At 67.1% G+C, this 19,382-nt stretch carries 20 protein-coding genes; 15 read left to right on the forward strand and 5 right to left on the reverse strand.

The features are described from left to right. Positions 1-254: 254 nt before the first annotated feature. A complete protein-coding gene (locus WHX56_RS13565) occupies positions 255-1,172 on the reverse strand; it encodes a LysR family transcriptional regulator (protein ID WP_129242762.1) in 918 nt (305 codons plus the stop codon). Positions 1,173-1,312: 140 nt separating this feature from the next. Between WHX56_RS13565 and metE the strand changes: the two genes are divergently transcribed. The 12 genes from metE (at position 1,313) to ppa (ending at position 13,579) form a co-directional block, all read left to right on the forward strand. After that, a complete protein-coding gene (gene metE, locus WHX56_RS13570) occupies positions 1,313-3,610 on the forward strand; it encodes a 5-methyltetrahydropteroyltriglutamate--homocysteine S-methyltransferase (protein ID WP_338881462.1) in 2,298 nt (765 codons plus the stop codon). A gap of 222 nt (positions 3,611-3,832) precedes the next feature. Next, positions 3,833-4,435, forward strand: a complete 603-nt coding sequence (locus WHX56_RS13575) for a DUF2889 domain-containing protein (protein ID WP_129242766.1) — start codon at positions 3,833-3,835, stop codon at positions 4,433-4,435. A gap of 10 nt (positions 4,436-4,445) precedes the next feature. Beyond that, positions 4,446-5,606 (forward strand): ADP-forming succinate--CoA ligase subunit beta, encoded by a 1,161-nt coding sequence (gene sucC, locus WHX56_RS13580; RefSeq protein ID WP_129242768.1) that lies wholly within the window; start codon positions 4,446-4,448, stop codon positions 5,604-5,606. A 19-nt stretch (positions 5,607-5,625) separates the two neighbouring features. Beyond that, a complete protein-coding gene (gene sucD / locus WHX56_RS13585) occupies positions 5,626-6,507 on the forward strand; it encodes a succinate--CoA ligase subunit alpha (protein ID WP_006388410.1) in 882 nt (293 codons plus the stop codon). Between the two features lie 248 nt (positions 6,508-6,755). Further along, on the forward strand, positions 6,756-7,454 hold the full coding sequence (locus tag WHX56_RS13590) for a TerC family protein (RefSeq protein ID WP_129242770.1): 699 nt from the start codon (positions 6,756-6,758) through the stop codon (positions 7,452-7,454). Positions 7,455-7,565: 111 nt separating this feature from the next. Further along, a complete protein-coding gene (locus WHX56_RS13595; protein WP_129242772.1) occupies positions 7,566-8,285 on the forward strand; it encodes a TerC family protein in 720 nt (239 codons plus the stop codon). After that, positions 8,272-8,394, forward strand: a complete 123-nt coding sequence (locus WHX56_RS13600) for a hypothetical protein (RefSeq protein WP_020924500.1) — start codon at positions 8,272-8,274, stop codon at positions 8,392-8,394. Before WHX56_RS13595 ends, WHX56_RS13600 begins: the two co-directional genes overlap by 14 nt. Before the next feature lie 9 nt (positions 8,395-8,403). Next, complete coding sequence (gene hemC / locus WHX56_RS13605; RefSeq protein WP_287752964.1) at positions 8,404-9,351, forward strand: hydroxymethylbilane synthase; 948 nt, start codon at positions 8,404-8,406, stop codon at positions 9,349-9,351. Beyond that, positions 9,351-10,169: a uroporphyrinogen-III synthase gene (locus tag WHX56_RS13610; RefSeq protein WP_338881463.1), complete on the forward strand. Its 819-nt coding sequence runs from the start codon at positions 9,351-9,353 to the stop codon at positions 10,167-10,169. Before hemC ends, WHX56_RS13610 begins: the two co-directional genes overlap by 1 nt. Positions 10,170-10,206: 37 nt before the next feature. Beyond that, on the forward strand, positions 10,207-11,397 hold the full coding sequence (locus WHX56_RS13615) for a uroporphyrinogen-III C-methyltransferase (protein ID WP_338881464.1): 1,191 nt from the start codon (positions 10,207-10,209) through the stop codon (positions 11,395-11,397). 5 nt (positions 11,398-11,402) lie between these two features. Then, on the forward strand, positions 11,403-13,016 hold the full coding sequence (locus WHX56_RS13620) for a heme biosynthesis HemY N-terminal domain-containing protein (protein WP_129242780.1): 1,614 nt from the start codon (positions 11,403-11,405) through the stop codon (positions 13,014-13,016). A gap of 32 nt (positions 13,017-13,048) precedes the next feature. Further along, positions 13,049-13,579 carry an inorganic diphosphatase gene (gene ppa / locus WHX56_RS13625; protein ID WP_129242782.1) on the forward strand — a complete coding sequence of 177 codons (531 nt, stop codon included), beginning with the start codon at positions 13,049-13,051 and terminating at the stop codon, positions 13,577-13,579. A 5-nt stretch (positions 13,580-13,584) separates the two neighbouring features. Here ppa and WHX56_RS13630 read toward each other — a convergent pair whose 3' ends face one another. The 4 genes from WHX56_RS13630 to WHX56_RS13645 form a co-directional block, all read right to left on the reverse strand. Then, on the reverse strand, positions 13,585-14,421 hold the full coding sequence (locus tag WHX56_RS13630; protein ID WP_129242784.1) for an IclR family transcriptional regulator: 837 nt from the start codon (positions 14,419-14,421) through the stop codon (positions 13,585-13,587). 15 nt (positions 14,422-14,436) lie between these two features. Beyond that, positions 14,437-15,198, reverse strand: a complete 762-nt coding sequence (locus WHX56_RS13635; RefSeq protein WP_129242786.1) for an SDR family NAD(P)-dependent oxidoreductase — start codon at positions 15,196-15,198, stop codon at positions 14,437-14,439. After that, a complete protein-coding gene (locus WHX56_RS13640) occupies positions 15,198-16,409 on the reverse strand; it encodes an ABC transporter substrate-binding protein (protein WP_129242788.1) in 1,212 nt (403 codons plus the stop codon). Before WHX56_RS13640 ends, WHX56_RS13635 begins: the two co-directional genes overlap by 1 nt. 148 nt (positions 16,410-16,557) lie before the next feature. Then, the gene (locus WHX56_RS13645; protein WP_129242790.1) at positions 16,558-16,956 is read right to left on the reverse strand and encodes a cupin domain-containing protein; all 399 of its coding nucleotides are present in this window, start codon (positions 16,954-16,956) and stop codon (positions 16,558-16,560) included. Positions 16,957-17,133: 177 nt separating this feature from the next. On the opposite strand from WHX56_RS13645, the gene WHX56_RS13650 reads away from it, so the two are divergent. Genes WHX56_RS13650 through WHX56_RS13660 form a run of 3 tightly spaced genes read left to right on the forward strand, consistent with a single transcriptional unit; the run spans position 17,134 to position 19,379 of the window. Beyond that, positions 17,134-17,913 (forward strand): SDR family NAD(P)-dependent oxidoreductase, encoded by a 780-nt coding sequence (locus WHX56_RS13650; RefSeq protein WP_287754757.1) that lies wholly within the window; start codon positions 17,134-17,136, stop codon positions 17,911-17,913. 10 nt (positions 17,914-17,923) lie between these two features. Next, positions 17,924-18,685: an ABC transporter ATP-binding protein gene (locus WHX56_RS13655; protein WP_129242795.1), complete on the forward strand. Its 762-nt coding sequence runs from the start codon at positions 17,924-17,926 to the stop codon at positions 18,683-18,685. 1 nt (position 18,686) lies between these two features. Beyond that, on the forward strand, positions 18,687-19,379 hold the full coding sequence (locus WHX56_RS13660; protein ID WP_338881465.1) for an ABC transporter ATP-binding protein: 693 nt from the start codon (positions 18,687-18,689) through the stop codon (positions 19,377-19,379). The last annotated feature ends 3 nt before the right edge of the window (positions 19,380-19,382 follow it).

Raw genomic sequence — 19,382 nt, forward strand, 5'->3', positions numbered from 1 at the left:
ACCTCGCCTGCGGTCTCCCCCGGTGTCTGACACCCAGGCGAGATGCGCTTCAATTTGCCCGTACGCTTCATGGGTGTCAGACACCTCGTCTGCGGTCTCCCCCCGGTGTCTGACACCCAGGTGAGATGCGCTTCAGTTTGCCCGTACGCTTCACGGGTGTCAGACACCTCGCCTGCGGTCTCCCCCGGGTGTCAGACACCTTCGCCACCAGACACCTCCACCCCGAGGCGCCATCATCCTTCGATTAGACCTTTCTATTTCGCGGACTTGATGCCCGACAAGGTCTTGAAGCAGACGTCGCGGGTGATGGTCAGGAATTCGTCGATGTACGACGCGTCCGTGTCCTCGCTGCGCACCGTGGCGTACAGCGTGCGCCACACGCCTTGCGGCCCCAGCCGGCACAGGCGCAGCCATCCCTGGTTCATGTATTCCGTCAGCGCCCAATTGGGCAGCGCCGCCACGCCCCGGTTGCTGGCCACCAGTTGCGCGATGATCGGCGTCAGCTCCGCTTTGCGGACGGCGGCCGGCTCCACGTCGGCGGGGTCCAGGAAGGCCGTGAAGATATCCAGGCGCTGCTTGTCCACCGGGTAAGTGATGAGCGTCTGGTCGGCCAGTTGCTCGGGCGTGACGAATTTGCTGCCGGACAGCGGATTGGAGTCCGATACCGCCAGCACCAGTTCGTACCTGAACAACGGCAGGTATTCCACGGCGTCCAGCGGCTGCGGGTCCGAGGTGATGACCAGGTCGAGATCGCCGCGCACCAGCGCGGGCAGGGGGGCGAACGAAAACGCCGCCGACAGGTCCAGCGCCACGTCCGGCCACTGTGCGCGGAAGGCGTCCAGGGCCGGCATCAGCCACTGGAAGCAGGAATGGCAATCGATCGCCAGGTGCAGCCGCCCCGTGCGGCCCGCGGCCAGCCGCTGCAACTCGCGTTCGGTCGCGCGGATGCGGGGCAGCACTTCGTCCGCCAGCGCCAGCACGCGCAGGCCGGCGGTGGTCAGGCGGGCCGGCCGGGTGCGGCGGTTCAGCAGGGGCGTGCCCAACCGGGTTTCCAGGTCGCGCAACTGGTGCGACAGGGCCGATTGGGTCAGGTGCAGGCGTTCGGCGGCCTCTTGCAGGCTGCCGCCTTCGCGGATGGCCGTCAGCGTTTCTAGGTGGCGGATTTCGAGCATGGGATTGCAGGGATGGGAAATGAGCTTATATTTTATGAGATTCTCTCATGTTATGGATGTAGACATTGATTTTGATTCATGTTGGTTTGGCCTCAGAATAGCCGTCACTTGAACAAATTTTGTCTTACGACGGTATTCACATGACTACGATTCATAATTTGGGGTTCCCCCGCATCGGCGCCCAGCGCGAACTGAAGCGCGCCGTCGAGGCCTATTGGGCAGGCAAGCAGACCGCTGAAGCGCTCGAACAGACCGGCCGCGAACTGCGCGCCCGGCATTGGAAGCTGCAGGCCGACGCCGGCCTGAAGTTCGTGCCCGCCGGCGACTTCGCCTGGTACGACCAGATCCTGGAATGGACCACGCTGCTGGGCGCCGTGCCCGCGCGTTTCGGCCAGAAGGACGGCGAGCCGGTGTCGCTGGACACCCTGTTCCGCATGGGCCGGGGCCGCGCGCCGTCCGGCAAGCCCGCCGCCGCCTGCGAAATGACCAAGTGGTTCGATACCAACTACCACTACATCGTGCCGGAACTGGTCCCCGGCCAGACTTTCCGCATCGCCCGCGAATCGCTGTTCGAACAGATCCAGGAAGCGCAGGCGCTGGGCTACGCCGTCAAGCCCGTGATCCCGGGCCCGCTGACCTGGCTGTACCTGGGCAAGGGCGACGCGTTCGCCGAAGGCGCCGCCGACGCCGGCAAGCTGAAGCTGCTTGCCGCGCTGCTGCCCGTCTACCAGGACGTGCTGGCGCGCTTCGCCAAGCAGGGCGTGCAATGGGTGCAGATCGACGAACCCATCCTGGCGCTGGACCTGCCCCAAGCCTGGCGCGACGCCTTCCGCGAGGTCTACGCCACGCTGTCGGCCAGCCCGGTCAAGCTGCTGGCGGCCACCTATTTCGACGGACTGAAGGACAACCTGCCCACGGCGCTGGGCCTGTCCGTCGCCGGCCTGCACGTGGACCTGGTCCGCGCGCCGGAGCAACTGGCGGAAGTGGTTGCCGGCCTGCGCGGCGACCAGGTGCTGTCGGCCGGCATCATCAACGGCCGCAACATCTGGCGCACCGACCTGGACGCCGCCATCGCCACGCTGGCCCCGATCAAGCAGCAACTGGGCGACCGCCTGTGGCTGGCGCCGTCGTGCTCGCTGCTGCACGTGCCGGTGGACCTGGCCCATGAAACCGAACTGGACGCCGAACTCAAGAGCTGGCTGTCCTTCGCCGCGCAGAAGCTGGATGAACTGAGCCTGCTGGGCCGCGCGCTGGACAGCGCGACGGACGCTTCCGTGCAGGGCGGCCTGGCGAAACAGCGCGCCGCGCTGGCCGCCCGGCGTGCCTCCGCCCGCATCCACAATCCGGTGGTCGGCCAGCGGATGGCCGCCGCCGCCGGCGTGTCGCGCGACCGCGCGCCGTTCGCCGGCCGCATCGCCCGCCAGCAAGAGCAACTGGGCCTGCCCGCCTACCCGACCACCACGATCGGCTCTTTCCCGCAGACCGCGGAAATCCGCGCCCTGCGCCGGGACTGGAAGGCCGGCGCGCTGACCGATTCGGCCTACGAGACCGCCATCCGCAAGGAAATCGAGGAAGTCATCCGTTTCCAGGAAAAGGTGGGCCTGGACGTTCTGGTGCACGGCGAACCCGAGCGCAACGACATGGTGGAATACTTCGGCGAACTGCTGGCCGGTTTCGCCTTCACTAAGAACGGCTGGGTGCAAAGCTACGGCTCGCGCTGCGTCAAGCCGCCGATCATCTTCGGCGACGTGGCCCGCCCCGCGCCGATGACGGTGGGCTGGTCGTCCTACGCGCAGTCGCTGACCGACAAGCCGGTCAAGGGCATGCTGACCGGCCCGGTCACCATCCTGCAGTGGTCCTTCGTGCGCGACGACCAGCCGCGCGAGCAGACCTGCCGCCAACTGGCGCTGGCGCTGCGCGATGAAGTCGTGGACCTGGAAGCCGCCGGCATCAGCGTCATCCAGATCGACGAACCCGCCATCCGCGAAGGCCTGCCGCTGCGCCGGGCCGACTGGCAGGCCTACCTGGACTGGGCCGTGGATTGCTTCCGCCTGTCGACCGCCGGCGTGCGCGACGAAACGCAGATCCACACCCATATGTGCTATTCGGAGTTCAACGACATCATCGAGTCGATCGCCGCCATGGACGCGGACGTGATCACCATCGAAACCTCGCGCTCCAATATGGAGTTGCTGAAGGCGTTCGAGGACTTCCGCTACCCGAACGACATCGGCCCCGGCGTGTACGACATCCACTCGCCCAACGTGCCCGAGGTGGACTGGATGGTCGGCCTGATGGAAAAGGCGGCCGCCCGCCTGCCCAAGGAACGCCTGTGGGTGAATCCTGACTGCGGCCTGAAAACGCGCGCCTGGCCCGAAACCGAAGCCGCGCTGATCGGCATGGTGCAGGCGGCCCGCGCCCTGCGCCAGGCGGCCTAGCCGATACGCCCGGCGCCGCGGCGCCGGGCGGCGGCCATGCAAGACCGGCTTGCGCCATCGTGGCGCAAGCTTTTTTTTGCGTTGAGAGAGCCGCGGGGCGGAAACCGGCCCTCGGGAGGCGGCAAGCCCAGGCGGTCGATGAAGAGCCGCCTGCGCTATACTTTCAAGGTTTTGTTGCCGCGCACCATGCGCAGGCCCTCTTCGCCTCGCAGGCCCCCCAGCATGCCCTTGCCACCGCCGGACTATCCTCGCCAGCCACTGCATACGCGTTCCATACGCGTGCAATCGTATGCGCGTGATGATGGCCTATGGGACCTGGAAGCCGAGTTGATCGACGTCAAGGCGTACGATTTTCCCAAGCGCGACGGCGAGATGTTCAAGGCCGGCCAACCCATCCACCATATGCACCTGCGCATCACCATCGACGAGAATTTCTCGATCGTGGCCGCGCAGGCCGTCTATGACGCCGCCCCCTATGGGGCGCATTGCATGGCCATCGAGCCGGCTTACACTGATCTCATCGGCATGAACCTGCTCAAGGGGTTCCGTCAGCAGGTCAAGGAGCGGTTCGGGCACGTGGAGGGCTGTACGCACATGACCGAGCTGTCGCAGGTGCTTCCCACCGCGGCGGTCCAGACCATGGCCAATCGCCGGCGGCAGGAAAACAACCCGAACCGGCGTCCATTCCAACTGGACGGCTGCCATGCGCTCAGCACCGGCGGCCCGGTGGTGGCTGAGCACTATCCCAAGTGGTACACGGGGGATAGCGCTGAGGCATCGGCCGATTCGTCTACCGATTCACCTTCTCTTACTCATACGTCCTGACAGGTAACACATGAAAATCCACGAGTATCAAGGCAAGGAACTGCTGAAGCAATTTGGCGTCCCCGTGCCGCGCGGGATTCCCGCTCTTTCCGTCGACGAGGCCGTGGCTGCCGCTGAAAAGCTGGGTGGACCGGTCTGGGTCGTTAAGGCGCAGATCCACGCGGGCGGCCGCGGCAAGGGCGGCGGCGTGAAGCTGGCCCGCTCGATCGACGACGTGCGCAAGCTGGCCTCCGAGATCCTGGGCATGCAACTGGTCACGCACCAGACCGGTCCGGAAGGCCAGAAGGTCCGCCGCCTGTACATCGAAGACGGCGCCGACATCCAGAAGGAATACTACGTGTCGCTGGTCACCGACCGCGCCACCCAGAAGGTCGCCTTCATCGCCTCCAGCGAAGGCGGCATGGACATCGAGGAAGTGGCCCACTCCACGCCCGAAAAGATCATCACCGAATACATCGATCCGCTGACCGGCCTGTCGGCCGAGCAGGCCACCAAGATCGCCAACGCGATCGGCCTGCCCGCCGATTCCACCGCCCAGGCCGTGGACGTGTTCCAGAAGCTCTACAAGTGCTACATGGACACCGACGCCTCGCTGGTCGAAATCAACCCGCTGAACCGCGACAGCAAGGGCAACATCATCGCCCTGGACGCCAAGTTCAACTTCGACTCCAACGCCCTGTTCCGCCATCCGGAAATCGTCGCCTACCGCGACCTGGACGAAGAAGATCCGGCTGAAATCGAAGCCAGCAAGTTCGACCTGGCCTACATCCAGCTCGACGGCAACATCGGCTGCCTGGTGAACGGCGCCGGCCTGGCCATGGCCACCATGGACACCATCAAGCTGTTCGGCGGCGAGCCGGCCAACTTCCTGGACGTCGGCGGCGGCGCCACGGCCGAGAAGGTCACGGAAGCCTTCAAGATCATGCTCGGCAACAAGAGCGTGAAGGCCATCCTGGTCAACATCTTCGGCGGCATCATGCGCTGCGACGTCATCGCCGAAGGCGTGATCGCTGCTTGCAAGGCCGTCAACCTGAACGTGCCGCTGGTCGTCCGCATGAAGGGCACCAACGAAGAACTCGGCAAGAAGATGCTGGCCGACTCGGGTCTGCCGATCATCAGCGCCGACACGATGGCCGAAGCCGCCACCCGCGTCGTAGCAGCCGTCAAGTAAAAATTCCAAGGATTCACAAATGTCGATTCTGATCAACAAGGACACCAAAGTCATCACCCAGGGCATCACGGGCAAGACGGGCCAGTTCCACACCCGCATGTGCCGTGAGTACGCCAATGGTAAAGCTGCCTTCGTGGCCGGCGTGAACCCCAAGAAGGCGGGTGAAGACTTCGAAGGCGTGCCGATTTTCGCTTCGGTGAAAGACGCCAAGGCCGACACCGGCGCGACCGTGTCGGTCATCTACGTGCCGCCCGCGGGCGCCGCCGCCGCCATCTGGGAAGCCGTCGAGGCCGAACTGGATCTGGTGATCTGCATCACCGAAGGCATCCCGGTCCGCGACATGCTGGAAGTCAAGAACCGCATGAAGGCCAAGGGCAGCAAGACCCTGCTGCTGGGCCCGAACTGCCCCGGCCTGATCACCCCCGACGAAATCAAGATCGGCATCATGCCCGGCCACATCCACCGCAAGGGCCGCATCGGCATCGTCAGCCGCTCCGGCACCCTGACGTACGAAGCCGTGGCGCAGGTCACCGAGCTGGGCCTGGGTCAATCCAGCGCCGTGGGCATCGGCGGCGATCCCATCAACGGCCTGAAGCACGTCGACGTGCTGAAGATGTTCAATGACGATCCCGACACCGACGCCGTCATCATGATCGGCGAAATCGGCGGCCCGGACGAAGTCAACGCCGCGCAATGGGCGAAGGACAACATGAAGAAGCCGGTCGTCGGCTTCATCGCCGGCGTCACCGCCCCTCCCGGAAAGCGCATGGGCCACGCCGGCGCGTTGATCTCGGGCGGCGCCGACACGGCCGACGCCAAGCTGGAAGTCATGGAAGCCTGCGGCATCCGCACCACGCGCAACCCCTCCGAAATGGGCAAGCTGCTCAAGTCGGTGCTGTAATCCTCGGTTTCGCGCAAGGAAAAGCCCGCTTCGGCGGGCTTTTTTTTTGGCAATCCTAGGGTAATCCCGTGTCCATGTCGCGGCCTGGAAACCATACGGAAAGCTGAACGAAACTATAATGACAGCAAATCCATCGCGTACCCAGCAAGAATGCCGTCGGGCTCGCACCAAGACGGTCAGTACGTTTTCATCTTATTCACCCATTCATTTGGTTCGTCCTAGGGGGATCACACCTAGGAAAGAGAGGCATGGAACTTAGTTCAGCGGCATTCTGGATAGCGTTGCTCCAGATCATTTGGGTCAACATCCTGCTATCGGGCGACAACGCCGTGGTCATTGCGCTGGCAGCGCGTTCGCTGCCCCCGGCCCAACAGAAGAAAGCGATCGTGATCGGCTCCGCCGCCGCGATCATCATGCGTATCGTGCTGACGCTCGTCGCCGCCAAGCTGCTGTTGCTGCCGTGGCTCAAGCTCATCGGCGCGCTGCTCCTGGTCTACATCGGCGTGACGCTGCTGTTGCCGGAAGGCGAGGAAGGCGGCGCGGGCAAGACGCAGGGCAATCTGTTGACGGCAATCCGCACGATCATGATCGCCGACCTGGTCATGAGCCTGGACAACGTGGTGGCTGTCGCCGCCGCCGCGATGGGCGACACGACCTTGCTGGTACTGGGCCTGGCCATCAGTATTCCGCTGGTCATTTTCGGCAGCACGCTGCTGTTGAAGGTCATCGAGCGCTTCCCGGTCATCGTCTGGGTGGGCGCGGCGCTGCTGGGTTTCATCGCCGGCGAACTGCTGGTGGGCGACCCGGCCTTGCAGGAACCGGTGGCGCGCATCGACGCGGCCCTGGGCGTGACGCAGCACAGTTTCGCGCTGATGACGGGCGCGCTGGGCGCGGTGCTGGTCCTGGCCATCGGCAAAGTTTTGCTGATGCGCCAGAAAGCTGACTGAAAGCTGAATTATACTAATACGTTGTACTGAATGACCCCGCCGCGCCCTGCGCGGCGGGCTGGCCGGCTCGGGACCGGCCATTCTTTTCATAATGTTCTCCGGGGGTTCATAGTGCTTGAGTTTTTCCAGACGCTGAGTTGGGCAGCGGTATTCCAGATCATCCTCATCGATATCCTGCTCGGCGGCGACAACGCGGTCGTGATCGCCCTGGCTTGTCGCAACTTGGCGCCCAAGCAGCGCATGCAGGGCATCCTGTGGGGCACCGCGGGCGCCATCATCCTGCGCGTCGTGCTGATCGCCTTCGCCCTGACGCTCCTGTCGATCCCGTTCCTGAAGGTCGTGGGCGGCGCGCTGCTGCTCTGGATCGGCATCAAGCTCCTGATTCCCGAAGACGACGCGCATGGCAACGTGAAGGGCGGCACGTCCATCGTCGCCGCCATCAAGACCATCATCATCGCCGACTTCGTGATGAGCCTGGACAACGTGATCGCCATTGCCGGCGCGGCCCAGAACGCCCACGCCGACCACCAGATCGGCCTGGTCGCCTTCGGCCTGATCGTCAGCGTGCCGATCATCATCTGGGGCAGCACCCTGGTCCTCAAGCTGATCGACCGCTATCCGCTGGTCGTCACCTTCGGCGCGGCGCTGCTCGGCTGGATCGCCGGCGGCATGCTGGTCACCGACGTTATTGTCGAACGTCAATTCGGCGTTCAGCCGACTGCGGTTAAAATCGGCGCAGAAATCATTGGCGCCTTGCTCGTTGTTGTCGTTGGACGGTGGCTGGCAAGCCGCAAAACCACCTCCAAGGAATCAGCACATGAGTCTGCGTAGATCCGCCGATCCCCAGCAATCCGAATCGGGCCTGAGCCTGCTCCAGGGCCTGTTCGTGCTGGCCATCCTCGGTGTCGTCGCGACGGTCATCGTCTCCAACTTCGTTTGATGACGCCTCGTGTCCCTACCGCAACGCCTGGTCATCGCGACCCGCGCCAGCCGGCTTGCCCTGTGGCAAGCCGAGCATGTGCGCGACCGGCTGCGCACGCTGTACCCGGCGTGCGCGGTTGAACTCCTTACTCTGACGACCCGGGGCGACCAGATCCTCGACCGCACGCTGTCCAAGGTGGGCGGCAAGGGATTGTTCGTCAAGGAACTCGAAAACGCGCTGCTCGACGGGCGCGCCGATCTCGCCGTCCACTCCCTGAAGGACGTGCCGGTGGATCTGCAGGCCCCGTTCGAACTCTGCGCCGTCCTCGACCGCGCGGATCCGCGCGATGCCTTCGTCTCCAATCGCTACGATACGCTGGCCGACCTGCCCGCCGGGGCGGTGGTCGGCACGTCCAGCCTGCGCCGCGAATCCCAGATCCGCGCGCGCTACCCGGAATTGGCGGTCAAGCCCCTGCGCGGCAACCTCGACACGCGCCTGGGCAAGCTGGACAAGGGCGAATACGACGCCATCGTGCTCGCCGCCGCCGGCCTGGAGCGCCTGGGCCTGGGCTCGCGCATCCGCAGCCTGCTCGATCCGGCCGACAGCCTGCCCGCCGCCGGGCAGGGCGCCCTGGGCATCGAGATCCGCGAAGACCGCGGCGACGTGCGCGCCTGGCTGGCGCCGCTGGCCAGCGCGGACACCACGTCCTGTGTCGTGGCCGAGCGCGCCGTGTCCCGCAAGCTGGGCGGCTCCTGCCAGGTGCCCCTGGCGGCGTATGCCGAGATCGCGGCGGGCACCTTGTCGCTGCGCGCGCTGGTGGCGTCGCCCGATGGCGCGCGCATGGTCCATGCCGCGCGCAGCGGTCCGGTGGCCGATGCGCAGGCCATCGGCGAAGCCGCGGCCCAGGAACTGCTGGACGCGGGCGCGCAGGCCATCCTCCGCGAACTGCTGCAAGACGACGCCCGGCCGGACTGATGGCCATGGCGTCCGTAGCCGCCGAATCGCCGCGAGTCGCCGTCCTGACGCGGCCGGAAGGGCGCAACGAGGCGCTTGCCGCCCGCCTGCGCGCCGCCGGCTGGCTCCCCTGCATCCTGCCCGCCCTGGAAATCCAGGCGCTGCCGGCCGCGGCGCAGGCGCTGCCCCGTCCGGCCGACTACGACATGGTCGTATTCGTCAGCGGCAACGCGGCCCGGCAATACCTGGACCAGTGCGTCCAGGCGGACGGCCCGTTCGCCTGGCCCGCGGGCGTCATCGCCGCCACCGTGGGTCCCGCCAGCGCCCAGGCGCTGCGCGAATCCCCCTGTTTTGGCGCGAATACAACAGTTCTGCATCCTCCCGAAAGCGCGCCCAGCCACGATTCCGAGGCCCTGTGGGACGTGCTGCGGGGGCTGCCCCGCCTGCCGGCCCGCGTGCTGCTGGTGCGCGGCACGCAGGGCAGGGACTGGCTGGGCGACAAGCTCGAGGCGCACGGCGCGGCCGTGACGCGCCATGCGGCCTATCTGCGCCGTCCCGCCGACTGGGACGCCGGCCAGGTGGCCCTGCTGCGGCAGTGGGCCGGCGCCGGGCTGCGCGCCACCTGGCTGATCACCAGCGGGGAGGGCGCGGACGCGGTGCGGGCCCGCCTGGACGAGGCCGGCCTGGCGGCCTGGTGGGAGCAGTGCGGCTTCGTGCTGACGCATCCCTCCCTGGCGCGGCGCGTGCCGGCGGTCCGTCATGACGCCGGCGCCCCCGCAATGGTAAAAATCTGCTTGCCCAACGACGAGTCGATATTCCAGGCCTTTGTTGCTGCTTGATTCGTTGCTTCGGACCGACACCGAATACAATCGCGTCATGACAGACAAGACTCCCGCTACCGATCCGGTCGTTCCGACGGCCGTTCCGGGCGCAAGCGCGCCCGCATCGGCCCCGGCCGACCCCGTCAAGGCCCGTCCGGCCAAACGCGGCAGTGGCCCCCTGGTCACCGCCCTGATCATCGTCGTCCTGCTGGCTGTCGGCCTGGGCTACGCCCTGTGGAAGCAGCGCACGCAGTTCGTGTCCGCCGGCCGCGAGGTCGCCTCGCGGCTCGACACGCTGGCCTCCGACGTGGCGCAGGCCCGCAAGGACACGCGCGAAGCCCTGGCCCTGGCGCAGGCGCAGGCCGGCCGGGTGGCCGAGCTCGAAGACACCGTGCGCGAAACGCAAAGCCAGTACAACGCGCTGCAACTGGCCTGGCAGAACTTCAACGACAGCGCCAGCGACGAACTGCTGGCCAACGACGTCGAACGCCTGCTGACCATCGCCAGCCAGCAACTGCGCCTGGCGGGCAACGTCTCCAACGCCATCGTGGCCCTCGAAACCGCGCAATCGCGCCTGGCGCGCGCCGACCGGCCGCGCTTCTCCAGCCTGCAGCAATCCATCAACGGCGACCTGGACCGCCTGCGCGCGGTGTCCACGGTGGACATCCCCGCCCAATCGGCCCGCATCGAGCGCCTCGTGGCGCTGGTCGGCAAGGCGCCGCTGCTGGTGCCCGACGCCGCCGCCCCGGGCGTCACGCCCGCCGGCGAGACCCGGCCCGCCGCTCCCGCGCCCGCGGTCGACCCGCAGGCCGGCCTGCCCGCCGACGCGCCCTGGTGGCAGCGCTGGCGCGCCGAGATGGCCTCGTGGCCCGGCCGCGCCGGTTCCGCCCTGGCGCACGAACTGGGCGGCCTGATCACGATCCAGCGCGTGGACGAGCCCGCGGCCCTGCTGCTGTCGCCCGAACAGGCCGATCTGGTGCGCGGCGCGCTGCGCCAGCGCCTGCTGACTGCCCAACTGGCCATGCTGATGCGCCAGTCCGCGGTCTGGAAGAGCGAACTCGACAACGTCGGCACGACCTTGGCCAAGTACTACGACAGCCGCTCCCCCGACACTGTCGCCGCCCAGGGGCTGGCGCACGAACTGGCCCAGACCGACATCGCCGTGCGCCTGCCGGACGTGGCCGACAGCCTGGCTGCCGTGGCCGCGCTGCGGGCGGCGGGTTTCAAGACTAGCGAGCAGGACTGAGGCCTATGCGTACCTGGTTCTGGACTCTGCTGCTGGCCGTTGTCGCCGTCGCCCTGGCGGTGGTGCTGCGCACGCATTCCGGCAACGTGCTGTTGCTGGTCTGGCCGTGGCGCATCGGGATGTCGCTGACGCTGGCCGTCCTGCTGATCGTGGCCGCCTTCATCGTGCTGTACGTGGGCTTGCGCCTGCTGGCATGGCTGCTGGCCATCCCCGACCGCGTGCGGGCCTGGCGCGGCAAGCGCGCGCAGGCGCGCGATCATGAATTGCTGGAGCGCGGCTGGATCGGCCTGCTAGAAGGCCGCTACACCACCGCCGAAAAGGATCTGACCAAGCTGCTCGAGCAGACCAAGGTCCAGACCCGCCGCGTGCTGGCGGCGCTGTCCGCCGCCCGCGCCGCGCACGGCCTGGGCGAGTTCGACCGCCGCGACCGCCTGCTGGCGATGGCGCAGGAACAGGCGGGCGCCGATCCCGGCCTGGTCGAGGCCACCGCCACCGTCTCCGCCGACATGCTCCTGGACCAGGGCCGCGCCGAGCGCGCGCTGACGGTGCTGGAACCCCTGGCCGACGGCGGCGCGCGCCATCTGCATACGATGCGCCTGCTGTTGCGCGCGCACACCGCGCTGCACCACGACGAACAGGTCTTCACGCTGGCCCGCGGCCTCGTGCGCCGCAATGCCCTGGCCCGCGCCGAAGCCGACCATCTGGTCGACGCCTCGGGCGCGGCGCGCCTGCGCGCCGCCGGCGGCGAGGCCTGGCGCGCCATCTGGAAGGACCTGAAGGCCGAAGAGCGGCTCCTGCCCGAAATCGCGCTGGCCGGCGCCGCGGCCTTCGAGGCCGCCGGCGAAGCCAACGAGGCGGCGCGTGTGCTCGAAGCCGCGATCGCCGTGAAGTTCAACCCGGCCCTGGTGGCGGCCTATGCGCGCTGCGAGGCCGATCAGGTGTCGCGCCGGCTGGCCCGCGCCGAGACCTGGCTGCAGCAGCGTCCCACCGACCCCGACCTCCTCACCGCGCTGGGCATGCTGTGCCTGAACGGGCAGTTGTGGGGCCAGGCCGAACGCTATCTGCTGCGCGCCCTCAGCCGCCGCAGCGACGCGCAGACGCATGCCTTGCTGGGCAGCCTGTACGACCGCCTGGACCGTCCCGCCGACGCCGTGCGCCACTGGCGCCTTGCGACGGCGGCCAGCATGGCGCTGCCGGTCCTGGCGTCGGACGCCGCGCTGCCGGCCGCGGACACCGGTTCGGATCCCTACCGCGTGGATGCCGAAGGCGGCTATGCGGTGGGCCTGTCCGACACCGACAGCGATACCGACGTCGGCGGCGATTATCCGGCGCTGCCGCCGGCCGTGGCGGCGTCCGCCTCCGACTACGTGCTGGACCCGGACGCGCGCGTCAGCAAAGAGCAGCGCGAACGCGCGCTCGCGCCCGAGGATGCGCCGCTGGCCGGCGGCAGCACCGCCGATATCGACGAGTACTTCGACAGCGCCCCGATCCCGGCGGCGGCTTTCGACGAGCCGGTGCCCACGTACGCGCCGGCTCCGCCCGCCGGGCCCAAGCCCGCGCCGGCCGCCGCGCCCGTGCCGGCGACCAAGCCGCCGTTCAAGGACGACGGCTCGATTTGAATATTCCTTCAGACAAACAACAAGGTTGAATCATGAGTCTCGATCGCGTCTCCCCTGGCAAGAAGCTGCCGGAAGACTTCAACGTCATCATCGAAATCCCCATGAACGCCGACCCGGTGAAGTACGAGGTCGACAAGGACTCGGGCGCGATTTTCGTTGACCGCTTCATGCTGACGGCCATGCACTACCCGTGCAACTACGGCTACATCCCGCAAACCCTGTCCGAAGACGGCGACCCCGCCGACGTGCTGGTGCTGACGCCGTTCCCGATCCAGATCGGCGCGGTCGTGCGCTGCCGCGCCATCGGCGTGCTGGAAATGGACGACGAGTCGGGCGGCGACGCCAAGCTGCTGGCCGTGCCGATCGAAAAGCTGTACCCCCCGTACCGCAACATCAAGTCCTACGAAGACCTGCCGGCGGAAGACATCGCCCGCATCCAGCATTTCTTCGAACACTACAAAGACCTGGAAAAGGGCAAGTGGGTCAAGGTCAAGGGCTGGAAGGGCCTGGACGCCGCGCACGAGGAAATCGTCCGCAGCGCCGAGCGCTACGCCAAGGGCTGATCAGGCTATTTCTTTTGTCGAGCCGGCGCTGTGCCGGCCGGCGCTTTCAGGCGGCGCGGCCGCGACGGCATGATGCCGATCGCCGCCGCGCCGTTGCTTTGCGGGGCCTGCAAATTCAGCGAAACCTCCGCGGCCGCGACCTGGATGCGCGCCCGCAGGATTTCCAGCCGCTCGGCCGAGGTGCGCGCCTCGGCGGCGATGAACACCAGGCTGCCGACCACCTTCTGCTCGGGGCTGAAGATCGCCGAGCCTATCCCGATCAGGCCGGGATCGATCTCGCCGTGCGATACATATACGCCCGCGTTGCGCAGGCGCTTCAGGTTGGCGCGGAATTCGTCCCAGTCTTCGCCCAGTCCGGCTTCGCGGATTTCCGCGCTGTGCCAGAGCATCAGATTGCGTAGCTGGTAGGGGGGCAGGTTGGCCAGGATGGGCTTGGCCGTGGCCCCGTGGAACATGGTGTAGGGACGGCCGCGGGCATAGCTGGACTCGATGGAATCGTCCGTCCAGTAGCGGTCCACGCACATGACCTTGTCGCCGTAGTAGCTGCACAGCATCAGGTTGGCGTGCAGCTCGTCGCCGGTGGCGCGCATGACGCCGCGCGCCGCGCGCATCAGGGGATCGTGCTGGCGCAGGTGGCGGTCCAGTTCGATGATGCGCGATCCCAGCACGTAGGCGCCGCCCGCGGTGGGCGCCAGCAGGCCGCTTTCGGTCAGCGACTTCAGGTAGCGGTACGCCGTGGCGCGCGAACACTCCAGATGCGCCATGACGTCTTCCTGGAACGCGGCGGTGGTGTCGTCGCGAAAGAGGTCGAGAATGGACAACATGCGGTCTGGAGTGCTCATTGCGGGATGGCGCGCCTAGTGAATGTGGAAGCCGCCATTGACGTCGACCACGATGCCGGTTGAATAGGAGGACAGGTCCGAGGCCAGGAAAAGAATGGCCTGGGCGACTTCGGCGGGCGAGCCGAAACGTTGCAGCGGAATGCCCTGTTTGAGTTCTTGTTCCCAATTTTCGCCGAATTTGCCCAGCGTCATATCGGTTTCGATGATGCCCGGCGCCACGCAGTTGGCCCGGATGCCGCGCGGGCCCAGTTCGCGGGCCAGCGCCTTGGTGAAACTGATGACGCCGCCCTTGGAGGCCGCATAGTGCGACCCGCCCAGCAGGCCGCCGCCGCGCAGCGCGGCGGTGGAGCCCAGGTTGACGATGGCGGGGCGCCGCGGGCTGTCCAGCAGGGCCGGCAGCGCCGCGTGGGTAATGTTGTAGGTGCCCGTCAGGTTCACCTCGACCATGCGGCGGAACTCGTCTTCGGGCAGGTCCCAGATGCGGGTGGCCGCGACGATGCCGGCATTGTTGACCAGCACGTCGATCCCGCCGAGCGCGGCCTTCGCCCGCTCGATCGCCGCCTTGCAGGATGCCGCGCTCGACACGTCGCAATGCAGCTCGACCCGGCCCGCCGCGAGCGCCGCGGCGGCGCCTTCGGGATAGGCCCGGTCCAGCACGGCGACGGCCGCGCCCTGGGCGATGAACAATTCCGCGACGGCGGCGCCGATGCCCCGGGGGTTGGCGCCCCCCGTGACAATGGCGCGCTTGCCGGCCAGCAGTCCAGGCGCGCCGTCCATCACGGCTTCACCAGCGGGCAGCCGCCGTCCTTCAGCGGACGGAACGCCTGTTCGGCGGGAATCTTGCGGACCAGATTGTAGTAGTCCCAGTCGCGCTTGGATTCCGACGGCTTCTTGACCTGGAACAGATAGAGGTCGCGCATGACGCGGCCGTCTTCGCGGATCCGCCCGTTCTCGGTCATGAAGTCGTTGATGGGGGTGTCATGCATTTTCTTCAGGACCGCCTCGGAGCCGTCGGTGCCGGCCGCCTTGATGGCGTTCAGGTAGTGCATGGTGGCGCTGTAGTTGCTGGCCTGCACCATCGAGGGCATGCGGCCGGTGCGCTTGAAATAGCGCTCGGACCATTGCCGGGCCTTGTCGTCCTGGTCCCAGTAGAAAGGTTCCACCAGGTTCAGGCCCTGCGCGTACTCCAGGCCCACGCTGCGCACGTCCACGATGCTCATGAAGAGCGCCGCCACGCGCTGCTTGCTGCCCATGATGCCGAACTCGAACGCCTGCTTGATGCTGTTGATGGTGTCGCCGCTGCCGTTGGCCAGGCCGATGACCTGGGCCTTGGAAGCCTGCGCCTGCAGCAGGAAGGAAGAAAAGTCGGCGCTGGCGATGGGGTGGCGCACGCTGCCCACCACTTGTCCGCCCTTGGACTTCACCACCGCCATCGCGTCGCGCTCCAGCGAATGGCCGAACGCATAGTCGGAGGTGATGAAGTACCAGCTCTTGCCGCCGTCCTCCATGACGCCATTGGCCACGCCGGTGGCATAGGCATAGGTGTCGTAGGTCCAGTGCATGCCGTTGGGCGAGCAGGCCTTGCCGGTCAGGTCGGCCGAGCCGGCGCTGGTGAAGATCACCACGCGCTTCATCTGGCGGGTGAGGTCCTGCACGGCCAGCGCGATGGCGGAATTGGGCACGTCGAGGATCAGGTCGACCTTGTCGTTCTCGTACCAGCGGCGGGCGGTCGACACGCCGATGTCCACCTTGTTCTGGTGGTCGGCCGAAACGATTTCGATGGGCTTGCCCAGCACGGTGCCGCCGAAATCCTCGACGGCCATTTTCACGGCTTCGACGCCGAACTTGCCGGACAGGTCGGCCATCATGCCGGACTGGTCGCCCAGCACGCCGATCTTCACGACGTCATCCGACACTTGCGCCTGGGCGGACACGGACAGGGCGCCCAGCACGCAGGCGGCAAGGCTGTTCTTCAAACGGGTCTTCATGGGGGATGTCTCCTCGGGGGCTTCGGTTCCTGCGCGCCGGCCTGTGCCGGACGGTCGCGCGAAAAAGTGCCTCCACGCCGCGCCTTCGGCTTGCTGTCCCCGAAGGGGCGCTTTTTGCCTTAGGGCGGCCTGGCGGCAAAAAAAGGGCTTATTCCAGTGTCTGGCCGGCGTAGGCGTCGATGAACAGGTTGGGTTTCAGGAAGAAGCTGAGCACCAGGGCGCCGTTGGGCGAGCGCGCCACGTGCTGGTTGCCGCGCGGGCGCCAGACGTAGTCGCCGGCGCATACCTCGCCTTCGGCGTCGACGATGGAGCCTTCCAGCACGTAGGTCTGTTCGACCTCCACGTGCTCGTGCAGCGGCAGTTCCGTGCCGGGCTGCCAGCGGAACAGGGCGGTGAGCAGGCCGGACTCCTTGTCCTGCATCAGGATCTTCATATCGATGCCTTCGACCTGCGTGGGTTTCCACGGCAGGTCGGCGACTTTCAGGAAGCGCGAGGCCAAGGGCGGCAGCGCGTTGGCTGCGGGGCAGCCGGGGGTTTCGAGGGCCATGATTGTCTCCTAACCAAAACTCTTTATAAGAGATCAAGAAAAAATCTTGTTATTGAGTATTAGCAAATAGTCGCGTATATTGAGATTTATGTCAATTACGTTTTCACGAAGGGGAAACGCGAAGCGACACAGGCCGGGCCCAGAGATCCGGTCGCATACGAGATCTAGGAGACAAGCTTGAAACACGACTATCTGGACCGGACGTTCGGTCTGGCGGGGCGCGTCGCGCTGGTGACCGGCGCGGCACGGGGATTGGGCTACGCCATTGCGCAGGCCCTGGGCCGGGCGGGCGCGCAGGTGGTGATCAACGACCTTTCCGCGGACGCCTGCGAGGCGGCCTGCGAACGCCTGGCGCAAGAGGGCATCAAGGCCCACGGCGCGCCTTTCGACGTGGCCGACGGCCGCGCGGTGGCCGAGGCCGTGGCCAGGCTGGAGGACGCGGGGCTGGCGATCGACGTGCTGGTCAGCAACGCCGGCAACCAGAACCGCAAGCCGGTGGTGGAGATGAGCCCCGCCGAATGGCAGGCGCTGCAGAACGTCCACGTCAACGGCGCTTTCCATTGCGCGCGGGCCGTGCTGCCCGGCATGGGCAAGCGCGGCTTCGGCCGCATCGTCCTGATGTCGTCCGTGGCGGGGCAGGCGACCATGCCGAACATCGCCGCCTACGCGACCGCCAAGGGCGCGATCGCGGCCTTCGCCCGGGCGCTGGCGGTGGAGCACGGCGCCAGCGGCATTACCTGCAATGCGCTGGCCCCGGGCTTCGTGCGCACCGATTTCACGCAAGGGCTGCAAGAGAACCCCCAGTTCCAGTCCTTCCTGTCCACGGCGGTGCCCGCCGGCCGCTGGGCCGCGCCGGAAGACATCGCGCCGGCCGTGGTCTATCTGGCGTCGCCGGGCGCGTCGTTCGTCAACGGACACGTCCTGGCGATCGACGGCGGCCTGCTGGCCCGCATGTAGGAGCGCCGCCATGAACACCCAAGCGGTCCTGTCCGCCCGGGGGCTGGTCAAGCGGTTCGGCGGCTTCAATGCCGTCGACGACGTGTCCCTGTCCCTGCGCGAAGGCTCCATCCACGCCCTGATCGGCCCCAACGGCGCGGGCAAAACCACCTGTTTCAACCTGCTGACCAAATTCCTCACGCCGGACGCGGGCGCCATCCACTACCGGGGCCGCGACATCACGGCGCTGGCGCCGGAGCAGATCGCGCGGCTGGGCATCGTCCGTTCGTTCCAGATATCGGCGGTGTTCCTGGGCCTGACGGTGCTGCAGAACATGCGCGTGGCGCTGATGCGCCAGCATGGCGACGGCTGGCGCTTCTGGCGCAGCCGCCGCAGCATCGACCGGCTGAACGGGCGCGCGATGGAACTGCTGGACGCGGTCGGCCTGTCCGCGCTGGCGGACACCACCGCCGCCTTGCTGCCCTATGGCCGCAAGCGCGCGCTGGAAATCGCGATGACCCTGGCGCTGGAGCCGGAAATCATGCTGCTGGACGAACCGATGGCGGGGCTGGGGCAGGAGGACGTGACGCGCATCGCCGCGCTGATCCGCAGCGCGTCGGCCAACCGCAGCATCCTGATGGTCGAGCACAACCTCTCGGTGGTGGCCGACCTGTCCGACACGATCACGGTGCTGGCGCGCGGCGCGGTGCTGGCGCAGGGGGACTACGCCACCGTGTCGCGCGACGAGCGCGTCATCACGGCCTACATGGGCTCGGACGAGGAGGCGCACTGAGATGCTGTCGATCAAAGACCTCAACGCCTGGTACGGCGAATCGCACGTGCTGCACGGCGTGAACCTGGACGTGAACCGCGGCGAACTCGTCACCATCCTGGGCCGCAACGGCGCGGGCAAGACGACGACGCTGCGCGCCATCATGGGCATCCTGGACAAGCGCCGCGGCTCCATCCGGCTGAACGGGCAGGAGACCGTGAACATGGCGCCGCACCGCATTCCGCGGATGGGCGTCGTGTATTGCCCGGAAGAGCGTGCCGTGTTCCGCAGCCTGAGCGTGACCGAAAACCTGATGCTGCCGCCGCGCCTGGCCGAAGGCGGCATGTCGCTGGACGAGATCTACACCCTCTTTCCCAACCTGCGCGAACGCAGCGCCAGTTCCGGCGGAAACCTCTCCGGCGGCGAACAGCAGATGCTGGCGATCGCGCGCATCCTGCGCACGGGCGCCCAGCTCATCCTGCTGGACGAACCCACCGAGGGCCTGGCGCCCGTCATCGTGCAGCAGATCGGGCATGCCATCCGCACCTTGAAGGAGCGGGGCTTCACCATCGTGCTGGTCGAGCAGAACTTCCGGTTCGCGACCAAGGTGGCCGACCGCCACTACGTCATGGAGCATGGCTGCGTGGTCGATCAGTTGTCGGCGGAAGAGGCGCGCAACGATCCCGAGCGGATCACGCGCCGCCTGGGTGTCTGAGGG

This window comes from Achromobacter veterisilvae, from assembly GCF_037619525.1.
Lineage (GTDB): Bacteria > Pseudomonadota > Gammaproteobacteria > Burkholderiales > Burkholderiaceae_B > Achromobacter > Achromobacter veterisilvae.

Bases quoted from the DNA above. Each gene is read 5' to 3' on its own strand.
- WHX56_RS13615 (WP_338881464.1), top strand. From the start codon at position 10,207: ATGACAGACAAGACTCCCGCTACCGATCCGGTCGTTCCGACGGCCGTT.
- WHX56_RS13590 (WP_129242770.1), top strand. From the start codon at position 6,756: ATGGAACTTAGTTCAGCGGCATTCTGGATAGCGTTGCTCCAGATCATT.
- WHX56_RS13655 (WP_129242795.1), top strand. From the start codon at position 17,924: ATGAACACCCAAGCGGTCCTGTCCGCCCGGGGGCTGGTCAAGCGGTTC.
- WHX56_RS13630 (WP_129242784.1), bottom strand. From the start codon at position 14,421: ATGAGCACTCCAGACCGCATGTTGTCCATTCTCGACCTCTTTCGCGAC.
- WHX56_RS13600 (WP_020924500.1), top strand. From the start codon at position 8,272: ATGAGTCTGCGTAGATCCGCCGATCCCCAGCAATCCGAATCGGGCCTG.
- WHX56_RS13610 (WP_338881463.1), top strand. From the start codon at position 9,351: ATGGCCATGGCGTCCGTAGCCGCCGAATCGCCGCGAGTCGCCGTCCTG.
- WHX56_RS13620 (WP_129242780.1), top strand. From the start codon at position 11,403: ATGCGTACCTGGTTCTGGACTCTGCTGCTGGCCGTTGTCGCCGTCGCC.
- sucC (WP_129242768.1), top strand. From the start codon at position 4,446: ATGAAAATCCACGAGTATCAAGGCAAGGAACTGCTGAAGCAATTTGGC.
- WHX56_RS13575 (WP_129242766.1), top strand. From the start codon at position 3,833: ATGCCCTTGCCACCGCCGGACTATCCTCGCCAGCCACTGCATACGCGT.
- WHX56_RS13660 (WP_338881465.1), top strand. From the start codon at position 18,687: ATGCTGTCGATCAAAGACCTCAACGCCTGGTACGGCGAATCGCACGTG.
- sucD (WP_006388410.1), top strand. From the start codon at position 5,626: ATGTCGATTCTGATCAACAAGGACACCAAAGTCATCACCCAGGGCATC.
- WHX56_RS13565 (WP_129242762.1), bottom strand. From the start codon at position 1,172: ATGCTCGAAATCCGCCACCTAGAAACGCTGACGGCCATCCGCGAAGGC.
- metE (WP_338881462.1), top strand. From the start codon at position 1,313: ATGACTACGATTCATAATTTGGGGTTCCCCCGCATCGGCGCCCAGCGC.
- WHX56_RS13635 (WP_129242786.1), bottom strand. From the start codon at position 15,198: ATGGACGGCGCGCCTGGACTGCTGGCCGGCAAGCGCGCCATTGTCACG.
- WHX56_RS13640 (WP_129242788.1), bottom strand. From the start codon at position 16,409: ATGAAGACCCGTTTGAAGAACAGCCTTGCCGCCTGCGTGCTGGGCGCC.
- ppa (WP_129242782.1), top strand. From the start codon at position 13,049: ATGAGTCTCGATCGCGTCTCCCCTGGCAAGAAGCTGCCGGAAGACTTC.
- WHX56_RS13645 (WP_129242790.1), bottom strand. From the start codon at position 16,956: ATGGCCCTCGAAACCCCCGGCTGCCCCGCAGCCAACGCGCTGCCGCCC.